The sequence below is a fragment of the Ruegeria sp. AN6 genome (genome assembly GCF_056540425.1).
This window is the reverse complement of the sequence record NZ_JBQFWR010000001.1, coordinates 380,237-392,535: the sequence shown is the minus strand read 5'-3', so window position 1 is coordinate 392,535 and position 12,299 is coordinate 380,237. Positions and strand designations below refer to the sequence as shown.

Annotated in this window: 7 protein-coding genes; 3 read left to right on the top strand and 4 right to left on the bottom strand. The window is 54.5% G+C overall.

Annotation, left to right across the window (positions count from 1 at the left end; genetic code table 11):
- Positions 1–3: 3 nt before the first annotated feature.
- From argC to ACR0MQ_RS01890, 4 genes are all read right to left on the bottom strand, one after another.
- Positions 4–1,032, bottom strand: coding sequence for an N-acetyl-gamma-glutamyl-phosphate reductase (gene argC, locus ACR0MQ_RS01905; RefSeq protein WP_170770725.1), 1,029 nt, complete (start codon positions 1,030–1,032; stop codon positions 4–6).
- 94 nt (positions 1,033–1,126) lie between these two features.
- Positions 1,127–1,936: an aspartate/glutamate racemase family protein gene (locus ACR0MQ_RS01900; RefSeq protein ID WP_170770723.1), complete on the bottom strand. Its 810-nt coding sequence runs from the start codon at positions 1,934–1,936 to the stop codon at positions 1,127–1,129.
- A gap of 8 nt (positions 1,937–1,944) precedes the next feature.
- The gene (locus tag ACR0MQ_RS01895) at positions 1,945–2,823 is read right to left on the bottom strand and encodes a lysophospholipid acyltransferase family protein (protein WP_170776821.1); all 879 of its coding nucleotides are present in this window, start codon (positions 2,821–2,823) and stop codon (positions 1,945–1,947) included.
- Between the two features lie 78 nt (positions 2,824–2,901).
- Positions 2,902–6,321, bottom strand: a complete 3,420-nt coding sequence (locus tag ACR0MQ_RS01890; RefSeq protein ID WP_480605509.1) for an indolepyruvate ferredoxin oxidoreductase family protein — start codon at positions 6,319–6,321, stop codon at positions 2,902–2,904.
- Between the two features lie 169 nt (positions 6,322–6,490).
- Between ACR0MQ_RS01890 and ACR0MQ_RS01885 the strand changes: the two genes are divergently transcribed.
- The 3 genes from ACR0MQ_RS01885 to purL all read left to right on the top strand — a co-directional run bounded on the left by ACR0MQ_RS01885 (position 6,491) and on the right by purL (position 12,255).
- Positions 6,491–7,399: a LysR family transcriptional regulator gene (locus ACR0MQ_RS01885; RefSeq protein WP_170539465.1), complete on the top strand. Its 909-nt coding sequence runs from the start codon at positions 6,491–6,493 to the stop codon at positions 7,397–7,399.
- A gap of 268 nt (positions 7,400–7,667) precedes the next feature.
- Positions 7,668–9,905, top strand: a complete 2,238-nt coding sequence (locus tag ACR0MQ_RS01880) for a mechanosensitive ion channel domain-containing protein (RefSeq protein WP_480605506.1) — start codon at positions 7,668–7,670, stop codon at positions 9,903–9,905.
- A 190-nt stretch (positions 9,906–10,095) separates the two neighbouring features.
- Positions 10,096–12,255: a phosphoribosylformylglycinamidine synthase subunit PurL gene (purL, locus tag ACR0MQ_RS01875; RefSeq protein ID WP_480605504.1), complete on the top strand. Its 2,160-nt coding sequence runs from the start codon at positions 10,096–10,098 to the stop codon at positions 12,253–12,255.
- Positions 12,256–12,299: the final 44 nt, after the last annotated feature.

Here is a 12,299-nt window from a genome sequence, read left to right as displayed (position 1 = left end):
TCCTCACGGGAACAGAGGGGCCATCATCAGCCCTTGGGTTTCATCCTCACCTAACATCAGGTTGGCGTTCTGCAAGGCTTGCCCGCTGCTACCTTTTGTCAAGTTATCCAAAGCTGCCACAACGATTGCGCGGCGTTCGATCCGATCACCAACGACACCGATATGGCAAAAGTTCGACCCCCGTACATGGTGGGTTGAAGGTGTTTCTCCGAAGGGCAGCACCTGGACGAACGGCTCATCCTCATAGGCCGATTGCAAAGTCTCATAGACGCTCTGCGGATCGCCCTTCACGTAAGAGGTCGCCAGAATGCCCCGATTGGCCGGGATCAGATGTGGAGTGAATTGAATATGAACGGTCCGACCGGCAAGCTCAGAAAACTCCTGATCGAACTCACCCAGATGCCGATGTGTCCCACCTACTGCATAGGCATTTGCTCCTTCGCTGAGCTCTGCGTGCAGAAGGTTTTCTTTCAGTGCCCTACCTGCGCCTGAAACTGCGCATTTCAAGTCTAGAATGATGTCATCCAGATCAATCACGCCCGCTGATATCAATGGCCGCAGCACATATTGCCCGGTCGCAGCGTTACAACCTGTGCCAGCGACGAGCCGCGCAGAACTGATATCATCACGATAGAATTCAGTTAGGCCATAAACGGCTTCTTCCTGATGTCCCAACGCGGCGTGCGGGTTGCCGTACCATTTCTGATATTCGTCTCCGTCCCGAAGCCGGAAGTCAGCCGAAAGGTCAACGATTTTCAATGTGTTGGGTAGATCACGGATGACTTCCTGGCTGGTCTTATGCGGCAGGGCACAAAAGCACAGGTCGATCTGGGAAAAATCGATCTCGGAAATCTTGCAAAGCACTGGTAAATCCATATGCCGCAGATGCGGGAACACTTGCGCCATTGTCTGCCCGGCCTTGCGCTCGGCGGCCAGAGCCTTGATCTCCATATTCGGGTGCCCGGCGATCAGCCGTACCAGTTCCGCACCGGTATAGCCGGAAGCACCTAGAATTGCGATTTTATGGGTCATGTCAGACCTCTTTCATTCATGTGTCACATGGGGTGACCGCCGATGCGACGGTCAACGAATTACAAAATCAGAAAAGCGCCGTCCTTGACCAAAATCAGGCGGCTTCAAAGGTGATTTGTCGTCGGAGGAATTGCGTTGCGCGATCCGACACTGTGCTGGGCTTGCCGGTGGTCAAGAACCCACCTGCACCTTCGCCGAGCATGTTTGGGTGACGTTTCAAGTAGTCCGCAAGGCTTTCAGCCACCAAGTCTCCTTGGCTATAGACCTTCACATCAGGGCCTAATGCATTCTGAAACGTTTCCGCCATCAGCGGATAATGGGTGCAGCCCAGAATAGCCGCTTGCGGTTCCGGCATCTTGCGTTTCAGCGCATCCACATGGCTGCGCACCAAGGCTTCGGCCAAGATCATATCGCCATCTTCAATGGCGTCGACCACACCGCCACAGGCCTGCGCCTCTACATCCACGCCAATCGCCCGAAACGCCAGTTCTCTCTGAAACGCCCTGCTAGACACAGTCGCGGGTGTCGCAAACAGCGCGACATGTTGCACTTCGACCTCGCGCGGAGGTGAATTGTCACCCCATTGCCGCTCGGTCAGCGCTTCGATCAAAGGAACGAACACGCCCAGTACCCGCTTACCATCGGGCACACCCGCCTCCTGCATCCGGCGCAAAGCGGCAGCACTGGCTGTGTTGCAGGCCAGAATCACCAGATTGCAGCCGCGATCCCAAAGATCATGAACGGCAGTGCGGGTCAGGTTGTAGATGTCTTCGGCATCGCGAACGCCGTAAGGCGCATGCGCGCTGTCCGCAAAATACAGGAAATCCACGTCCGGCAGATGTTTCTGCGCGGCGTTCAGGACGGTTAGACCGCCCAACCCGGAATCAAAGATACCTACTGCCATTTGCCCCTTCAGGCGCGATGCCGTTCCTCAAATTCATAGCCGTAGTCATAAGACTTTAATGGCTCTGGAGACAGCTCATACGTCGCTTTGCGCAGGAAATCCATCATCTTGCGTGTATCCTTGCCCAATGGGTCCAGAATGTCGCGCCCGATGGGGTCTCCAACAACCACGCGCACTGGAGTATCAACACGTTTCTTGAACTCTTTGATTAGAAGACCCATGCGCAACGTGTTGTGCAGATGGCTAGCAATCTGGAACAATCGCGAGGTGTGTCCATCAAAAAAAACCGGCACAACAGTCGCATCAGATTTGGCCACCATCCGAGCGGTAAATCCGCGCCACCCCGGGTCCATCGGATGCGCAAATGGCTTCGAAGCCGTGCTGACGGTGCCACCCGGAAATATCCCGATTGCCCCGCCGTCGCTTAAATAGCTCAGAGCAGTCTTGCGGGTCTCAAGGTTTAACCGCATCGCCTCTTTGGTAGCATCAAAAGAGATTGGCAGGACGATCCGATCCAAATCTTCAGCTTTGCGGAAGACATGGTTGGCAAGAATACGAAAATCTCCGCGCGTCTGAGACAGGATATGACCCATCATCAGCCCGTCCAGAATGCCGTATGGATGGTTCGCAATCAAAATCAGCGGGCCATCTTTAGGAATTTTCGATAACGCGCCACCGACCACATCCAATGTCAGCCCATAGCGTTCCACCATCACCGACCAGAAATCACGTCCCTGTGCGACTTCCTGATCGTAGCCATCTGCGCGACGGATAAGACGCAGGCGGCCCGTTGTGTTTTCCATCAACTTGATCACCATACGCCCACCCCGCGTTTCTGCGGAATGAGCGTAGGATATGTCACGAGCGACGTGATGATGCGGCGGCATTGGCTACTCCGGTTTGCTACCGACTAAGTATGACGGGGTAACCAATTTGCCTAGATTTTATGACAGGATTGTAAAGCCTCACTCTGCCGCAGCTTGCATTTGAGGCCCGCCATCGCGGATAACAGCCAGTAATTCTTCGCGCCGTTTCGCGGCCTTGGCCTCATTCGCGACCAGAACCGGACCAAATCCACGAATCTCCAAAGGCAGAGCGGCAAGCGCCGTAATTGCATTGCTAGTCTCGGGTGTCAGCTTGGGCAGAACCTCTTTCAAATCCTTTTCATACTGACGGATCAAAGCACGTTCCATTTTGCGCTCCGCCGTGTAGCCGAACAAATCCAGTGGAGTGCCACGCAGAACTTTCAGTTTTGCAAGCACTTTCAGAGGGCCAAGAAACCACTCGCCAAAGGCTTTCTTGGCCGGACGTCCATTATCGCCCTTTTTGCCCAAAGTTGGCGGTGCAAGATGGAAGGTCATTTTGAAGTCGCCGTCAAACTCAGCCTCTGCCTTCTGGCGACTGTCGAGTAGCAACCGTGCGACCTCATATTCATCCTTATAGGACAAGAGCTTATGGTAGCCTTTGGCGATTGCTTCTCGGACCTTCTGATCATCGACGCTTTCGACCAGATTACGATAGCGTTTGGCCAATCGCTTGCTCTGATAGTCGATCAGATGTGCCACGCGGAAATCGATCACCTGATCCAACGATTTAGGTAATTCGGCCACGTTCGGGCCTAGGATTTTGTTGACCTCTTCGGGATGGGTCACAGCCCAGCGGCCAACTTCGAAGGCACGTTTGTTGCGTTCGACCGCCGCACCGTTCAGTTCAATCGCTTCCATGATCGCCTGATGGCTGATCGGTAGCAGGCCACGCTGCCAGGTGGCGCCAAATACCATCATGTTGGAATAGATCGAATCCCCCATCACCGCGCGGGCCAGATCGGTTGCATCGAATAGTGCTACCCTATCCTTTAGCCGTGCTTGCAGGGCAAGCTGCAGCTGATCGCTTGGAATGGTAAACTCGGTATCTCGAGTGAAATCACCAGTAATGATCTCATGGCTGTTCACGACCGCCCCGGTACGACCAGTCTGCGTTAGACCCAGCGTTTTGGCCCCTGCCGAGACCACCAGATCACCGCCGATCAGCGCGTGCGCTTCACCAGTGGCGACACGGATCGCGCTGATGTCTTCCGGCCGGTTTGCAAGCCGACAATGGATATGAACGGCACCGCCCTTTTGTGCGAGGCCTGCCATCTCCATCATGCCTGCCCCTTTACCGTCGATCTGTGCAGCCTGTGCCAGCACCGCACCTATCGTGACGACGCCTGTGCCGCCAACACCCGTGATTACGACATTATGGGTTCCATCGATCTGCGGCAGCTCAGGTTCCGGCAGGTCAGGTAAATCAAGCTCAGTGGTGGCTTCTTTGCGGATTTTCGCGCCTTCTACCGTCACGAAGGAAGGGCAGAACCCATTCAAGCATGAGAAGTCCTTGTTGCAGCTGGATTGATCAATAGCACGTTTGCGCCCGAGCTCGGTTTCTTTCGGGACAATTGAGACACAGTTCGACTGGACACCGCAGTCTCCGCAACCTTCACAGATATCGGTATTGATGAACACGCGCTTGTCCGGGTCCGGGAACGTGCCCCGCTTGCGCCGCCTGCGCTTTTCGGCAGCGCAGGTCTGGACATAAACAATGACTGATACGCCCTCGATTTCGCGGAACTTTTCCTGAACCTTCATCAGTTTGGCACGCTCAAAGGTCTCGACGCCCGTGGGTAGCGCCCCGAAGTTCACATCTTCTTTTTCGTCATAGACGACGGCAACGTTGCTGACACCCATCGCGCTGACCTCAGCAACGATACGCTCAGCACTCAGACCACCTTCGTTCTCTTGCCCACCAGTCATGGCAACGGCATCGTTGTATAGAATTTTGAAGGTTATATTGGTGCCAGCCGCCAACGCGGCCCGGATCGCTTGAACGCCCGAGTGATTATAGGTTCCGTCGCCAAGATTCTGAAAAACGTGCTTGGTGGTCGAGAACGGAGCCTCGCCAATCCAGTTCGCCCCTTCACCGCCCATCTGGGTGAATCCGGTGGTCTCGCGATCCATCCATTGCACCATGTAATGACAGCCAATCCCGGCATAGGCACGGCTGCCTTCCGGCAACTTGGTCGAGCTATTATGCGGGCATCCTGAACAAAAATAGGGCAATCTTGCTGCGATTTCCTGAGCATTATCAGCGCGGCGCGCCTCGTCCAGTTTTGCAAGACCTGCGCGAACGCCATCGGTATCATGGCCTTCCTCAACCAGTATCTGCCCAAGTTTTTCAGCGATCATGATTGGATCAAGCGCCCCTCTGGTCGGGAACAGCTCTTCGCGGTGCAACGTCCCTGCCCCGCCTTTGTACCAGCCGTAAACGCGACGACCACGCCGATCGTCGAAGATCGCCTCCTTGACCTGAACCTCAATCAGCTTGCGCTTTTCCTCGACGATCACAATCAGGTCGAGACCTTCCGCCCAATCGTGGAAACCCCTCATATCCAGAGGGAACGTCTGTCCGATCTTGTAAGTTGTAATACCAAGTCGCTCTGCCTCGTCCGCATCTATGTTCAGCAGTGACATTGAGTGCATCAGATCAAGCCAGTTCTTGCCCGCGGCAACAAACCCGATCTTGGCACCGGGTTTTCCCCAGACCCGTTTGTCCAGTTTGTTCGCATGCGAGAACGTCTCAGCCGCAAAACGTTTATAGTCAATGACCCGCGCTTCCTGTAGATGCGGCGTGTCTCCCAGCCGGATGTTCAGCCCTCCTTCGGGCATATCAAACTGTGGTATCGTTATCTGCATCCGATCGGGGCTGCCATCAACGACCGAAGTGACCTCGATCGTGTCCTTCATCGTTTTCAACCCGACCCAAACCCCGGCAAATCGGCTCAGCGCAAATCCGTAGACGCCGTAATCCAGGATTTCCTGAACTCCGGCCGGACTGACGACTGGCATATACATATCGACCAAAGACCATTCAGACTGATGCAGAACGGTCGAGCTTTCGCCAGTATGGTCGTCGCCCATGGCCATCAAGACGCCGCCTTGTTGCGCGGTACCGGCCATGTTTGCATGACGCATCACATCTCCGGACCGGTCGACCCCAGGGCCTTTGCCATACCAAAGGCCAAATACACCATCGAACTTGCCGTCGCCACGTAACCCGGCTTGCTGACTGCCCCACAATGCGGTGGCGGCAAGATCTTCATTCAGACCGTATTGAAACGTCACATCGCTTTCGGCCAATTGCTTTTCAGCGCGCGACATCTGCAAATCGACAGCCCCGAGGGGTGATCCTCGATATCCAGTAACCAGACCCGCAGTATTAAACCCCGTCGCGCGGTCACGTTCTTTCTGCATTAACATCAGACGCACCAACGCCTGCGTTCCGTTCAAAAGAACCGGGCTTTTGGATAGATCAAACCGATCATTTAACGTGATCTTCGGCTGACTCATCTGACGTCTCCCCTCGTCGGATTAGTGTGCTGTATCTTTAGGTATTTTAGGTCATAATTGCTGACCTGTATAGTAATTTTCTCCTTTGCCGTAACGATTTCCCGGTTTGAATGTGGAATTTGTTACGTGTTTCATATAGGGCTGCCGAAAGATAACGAAAGTTGCGGCGATGGATTGGGACAAGCTCAGAATATTTCACGCGGTTGCGGATGCAGGCAGCCTCACACATGCAGGGGACAAGCTCAATTTGTCTCAATCTGCTGTGAGCCGTCAAATTCGCGCTCTCGAAGAATCACTGGATGCGACCTTATTCCACCGCCATGCCCGTGGCCTGATTCTAACTGAACAAGGCGAATTGCTGTTCGACGCGACTTCGGCAATGTCCAAACGTCTGGACACTGCGGCTGCAAGAATTCGGGACAGCGAGGACGAGGTGTTCGGTGTTTTGCGTGTTACCACCACGTTTGGTTTCGGCACGCTCTGGCTCGCACCTCGACTGCCAAAGCTTTACGAAAGATATCCCGATCTCAATATTGATCTGATGTTGGAAGAACGCGTTCTTGACCTGCCGATGCGCGAAGCAGACGTCGCCATCCGCATGAAAGAGCCCAGTCAGGCGGATTTGGTGCGCAAGCGCCTGATGACAGTGCAAATGATGCTCTATGCCACCAAAGCCTATCTGGACAGCCACGGCGGCAAACCTGAGTCACTGGAAGAAATTGCCAAGCACAGATTGATCTGCCAGACACCATCTGCTCCTCAGGTCGGGGCCGGCGCATCGATGGTAAAGCACCTAATGACCTATAATCCTGGATCGTTATTAACCGTGAACAACTATTTTGGCGTTCTGCAAGGTGTACTCCACGATCTTGGAATTGGTGTCCTGCCCGACTACGTGACCGAGGACTTTCCCGATCTGGTTCCGATCCTTTCGGACATTGAAACTGCTGATGTACCGGTTTACCTCGCCTATCCCGAAGAGCTTCGCCATTCCAAGCGGATCGCTGCCTTTCGGGATTTCGTGCAAGACGAAATCATAGCCCACCGCAAACATCTGAGGCAGATGGGGAAACTCTAGCCATGCACTCAGGACATAGCGGGCATGACGATCTTATCTCCTATTAAACCTTGATCGTTAACAAACTGATCCCTAAATGAGCAATTGAAGGCGATGATGCTGTAACGCTCATCATCTTCATACCTCCCTGTTGGACTACGGCCGAGCTTAGTGCTCGGCCTTTTTTTTGGCCTTACGTTCGGCAATTCTCAGGAAAGCACTGGGAAAATTGAATACACGAGCCTATGATCCCGAAAAAACACTTAAAATCGTGTTCGAGGGCTAATTCATGTTCCATTCATTGCGCCTATTGTTGGCGATGATTTCAGTCTTGTTTCTGGCGGTGCCGCTGCACGCACAAGACACAAGCACAACTTCTACGGTTACGATCCCCCAGGATCTAACGCCTGAGCAAGTCGATGATCTGGTTGCGCGTATGTCTGATGACCAAGTACGGGCGATCTTGCTTGAACGCCTTGATGCAGTTGCCGAAAAACATGCCGCAGAGAAGGAAGGTCACGAAGATCCGCTGACTGAACTGAACGAGATCTGGGCGGAAATGGTTACCTCCTGGACGCAAGTATTAACGACAGTTCCCAATATCGTCAGTGCGCAAATAAAATCGTTCAGCAATTTTGCGGATAAATTCAACGAAACTGGGGTCCTTACCCTGATCGGGCTAGTGCTATCGGTCCTACTGGTCGGATATGTAGCAGAAAAGCTGTTCAGCATACTAACCCGTCGCTGGTCAAAGGCACCCGAAGTCGGAGATGAAGCTGACCTTTGGGGAGCCGTGCAATACCTATTCCGCCGGTTTTGCCGCGAAATTGCCGGCCTCATCGTATTCTACGTGGTTATCCGCGCGCTTGGTCGCGCATTACTGACCCCCGAACAAATCACGTTTGCCGCACCATTCGTATTCTTCTTGATTTGGGTCCCGCGCCTTGGAGCGGCTGTTTCAAGATTTGTACTCGCACCGCAAAAACCTCAATACCGATTGGTGAATATTGATGACCACTGGGCTAAATACCTGCACAGAAATCTGATTGGCCTTCTGATCCTGATCGGATTCACGCTGTTTGTTGTCCGCTTCAATGCGCTCAACGGAATTACTCCAAACGAGACGCGCATCGGCTTTTGGCTGAATGCGGCAATCCACATATATATCGGTGTAATCGCCTGGACTGCACGCGAAGGACTGTCGCAGATGATGCTGGGCACAGACCCGGATCGCACCAAGTTTGATGAGGAGGTCGCGCATTATTACCCCTACTTCGCCATTGGCGTGTCGGTGGTGATCTGGTTGCTCGTTGAATTCCTCGTAGCACAGCGTAATCCGGCAATTTTGCGCGTGATTGGAACCGGGGCGCATTTCACCACTATGTTCTGGCTGCTGATCGCACCAGCGCTCGATACTTTGATACGTGGACTGGTCCGCCATCTGCAGCCGCCGCTATCAGGTGAAGGACCTTTGGCGGAACGCGCCTATCGCTCGGCCAAGCGCAGTTATATCCGGATTGGGCGGGTTATTGCGGGACTGTTCGTAGTCCTGATGATTTCGCGTGCCTGGCAACTTGACCTTCGCCATGTCGCATCAGCTGGCATCGGAGCAGAAGTCGGTGGCGCGGTCATCCAGTTCCTGCTGATCATCGCAGTCGGCTACATCTTGAACGAGATTGTCTCGCTCTGGATCAATCGTCGTCTGGCGAAAGAACAAACTGCTGCGGAAGAGCTGGATGAAGAAGCTGGCGGCGAAGGTGGCGGTGCTGGCGGTTCGCGTCTGGCAACGGTTCTGCCTTTGCTGCGGATCACTGCACAGGTCACAATCTGCGTCATCTTCGGCCTGCTGGCGTTGAGTGCGCTTGGGATCAACATTACACCACTACTAGCCGGTGCTGGTGTTCTGGGTCTGGCTATTGGATTTGGCGCGCAAAAACTGGTGGCCGATATCGTAGGTGGTATTTTCTTCCTGATCGATGACGCCTTCCGTGTCGGCGAATATGTCGATGTCGGCGGTACGATGGGAACGGTCGAAAAGATCTCGATCCGATCCATGCAATTGCGCCACCATCGCGGGCCCGTTCACACGATCCCATATGGCGAGATTCAAAAGCTGACCAATTTCAGCCGCGACTGGGTCATCATGAAGCTCAAGTTCACTGTGCCTTTCGATACCGATCCCAATAAGGTCAAAAAGATCTTCAAAAAGATCGGTGCCGAGATGATGCAGGACGAAACTCATAAAGATGGGTTCCTGCAGCCGTTCAAATCTCAGGGTGTGTTCGACTTTGATGATGTCGGTATGATCATCCGAGGCAAGTTCATGGCCAAGCCGGGCAAGCAGTTCACGCTGCGGAAGGAAATCTTCAATCGCGTGAAAGCAGAGTTCAACGCCAATGGCATCGACTTCGCCCGCCGCGAGGTGCGCGTTGCGATACCTGGCAGCGAGAATATGACTGAAGAACAAAAAGCAGCCGCTGGTGCAGCTGCAGCTGATGCCGTCAACAAAGGTCAGAACCCGGCCTAAATCGGTAGGATTGGCGCTGGGATTTTACAGCGCCAATCTATAAGCCAACCTCCAGATGTGCGGAATCGGCGGCATTGTCGGTTCCGCATTTTCTTTTCTAAATGGCCCTGCGGTGACTTGACCCTTCCCACGGAAGCGCCCTTGCCCTAAAAGGCCCGCAATCTCGGCCACTATGGACACAGGACAGAAGATGCAAGAGCCCGCCATCACCCCGGATCTGATTGCTGCGCACGGGCTCAAGCCCGAGGAATACGACATGATCCTCGAGATCATCGGGCGCGAGCCAACATTCACCGAACTGGGCATTTTCTCGGCTATGTGGAATGAGCATTGTTCTTATAAGTCCTCGAAGAAATGGCTACGCACACTGCCCACCTCAGGCCCACAAGTTATCTGCGGCCCGGGTGAGAACGCAGGCGTGGTTGATATTGGCGACGGTCAGGCCGTGGTGTTCAAAATGGAAAGCCACAACCACCCCTCCTACATTGAGCCCTATCAGGGTGCCGCGACCGGCGTTGGTGGTATTTTGCGGGATGTCTTCACCATGGGGGCGCGCCCCATCGCCTCAATGAATGCGCTGTCCTTTGGTGAGCCCGGCCACCACAAAACCCGTCAGCTTGTGAATGGTGTGGTTGAAGGCATCGGCGGCTACGGTAACTGCTTCGGTGTGCCTTGCGTTGGTGGCGAAGTTCGGTTCCATCCAGCCTATAACGGCAACTGCCTTGTGAACGCCTTTGCCGCAGGTTTGGCCGACAGTGACAAGATTTTCTATTCGGCGGCCTCGGGTGTCGGTATGCCTGTTGTTTATCTAGGCGCTAAAACCGGACGCGATGGTGTGGGCGGTGCGACTATGGCTTCGGCGGAATTCGACGACACCATCGAAGAAAAACGCCCGACTGTTCAGGTCGGCGACCCCTTCACCGAGAAACGCTTGATGGAAGCCACGCTGGAACTGATGCAGACCGGCGCCGTGATCTCGATTCAGGATATGGGTGCGGCAGGGCTGACCTGTTCGGCCGTTGAGATGGGAGACAAGGGTGGCCTAGGCGTTCGCCTTGATCTGGAGAATGTCCCTCAGCGCGAAGAGAACATGACCGCGTACGAAATGATGTTGTCTGAATCTCAGGAGCGGATGCTGATGGTCCTCAAACCAGAGCTTGAAGCCGAAGCCCGTGCGGTTTTCGAGAAATGGGATCTGGATTTCGCCATTGTCGGTGAAACGATCGCCGAAGACCGGTTCCTGATCATGCACAACGGCGAAGTCAAAGCGGACCTCGTCCTTTCCAAACTGTCTTCAACGGCACCAGAGTACGACCGACCATGGGAACCAACGCCCAACGCGGAAGAGCTGACAGATGTGCCCCAGATCGACCCTGTTGATGGCCTTCGCGCCCTGCTCTCTTCGCCGAACTACGCAGGCAAGCAATGGGTGTACGAACAGTATGACACTATGGTCATGGCCGACAGCTCCCGCACGCCTGGTCTGGGTGCTGGGATGGTGCGTGTGCACGGTACTGACAAGGTGCTGGCGTTCACCAGCGACGTGACCCCGCGCTATGTCCGCGCAAACCCTGTTGAGGGCGGCAAACAGGCCGTAGCCGAAGCCTACCGCAACCTGACTGCCGTGGGCGCCAAGCCGCTGGCCACCACTGACAATCTGAATTTCGGCAATCCCGAAAAGCCTGAAATCATGGGCCAGTTTGTAGGGGCAATCCAAGGTATCGGAGCCGCAGTCGGAGCCTTGGACATGCCCATCGTTTCCGGCAACGTGTCGCTATATAACGAGACTGATGGGCAGGCGATCCTGCCAACTCCGACGATTGGGGCCGTAGGCCTGCTGCAAACTGCCGATGAAATCATCGGTAACGAGGTTCGTGAAGGCCATGTCGCTCTGGTTATCGGCGAAACCCAAGGCCATCTGGGCCAGTCGGCCCTTCTGGCCGAAGTCTTCAACCGCGAAGACGGGGACGCCCCACATGTCGATCTGGACGCTGAACAGCGCAACGGAGAGTTCATTCGCGCCAACCGTGAAATGATCAAAGCCTGCACCGATCTGGGTGACGGTGGCCTTGCGCTAGCCGCTTTTGAACTAGCCGAGGCTGCTGGTGTCGGCGTTTGCCTCGACGATGCCTCGACCGAATTCCTGTTCGGAGAAGATCAGGCGCGCTATCTGGTCGCCTGTAACTTTGATCAGGCCGAAGCATTGATGATCGCAGCTGGTCAGGCCGGTGTTCCCCTAGTATCAGTCGGACGTTTCACTGGGGATAGTGTTAAAATCGGCAGCTCCGAAGTCTCGCTTACCGAGTTGGCGGATACGTTCCGCAGCAGCTTTGCCGAAGCCGTTGCCTAATCAATCTTTGTTCTGGTGCGATCAAACAGATTTCTTGCGCGTGT

What these genes read in the sequence shown, in the direction of transcription:
- ACR0MQ_RS01900 (WP_170770723.1), bottom strand. Translation starts at nt 1,936, where the DNA reads ATGGCAGTAGGTATCTTTGATTCCGGGTTGGGCGGTCTAACCGTCCTG.
- argC (WP_170770725.1), bottom strand. Translation starts at nt 1,032, where the DNA reads ATGACCCATAAAATCGCAATTCTAGGTGCTTCCGGCTATACCGGTGCG.
- ACR0MQ_RS01885 (WP_170539465.1), top strand. Translation starts at nt 6,491, where the DNA reads ATGGATTGGGACAAGCTCAGAATATTTCACGCGGTTGCGGATGCAGGC.
- ACR0MQ_RS01895 (WP_170776821.1), bottom strand. Translation starts at nt 2,823, where the DNA reads ATGCCGCCGCATCATCACGTCGCTCGTGACATATCCTACGCTCATTCC.
- ACR0MQ_RS01880 (WP_480605506.1), top strand. Translation starts at nt 7,668, where the DNA reads ATGTTCCATTCATTGCGCCTATTGTTGGCGATGATTTCAGTCTTGTTT.
- ACR0MQ_RS01890 (WP_480605509.1), bottom strand. Translation starts at nt 6,321, where the DNA reads ATGAGTCAGCCGAAGATCACGTTAAATGATCGGTTTGATCTATCCAAA.
- purL (WP_480605504.1), top strand. Translation starts at nt 10,096, where the DNA reads ATGCAAGAGCCCGCCATCACCCCGGATCTGATTGCTGCGCACGGGCTC.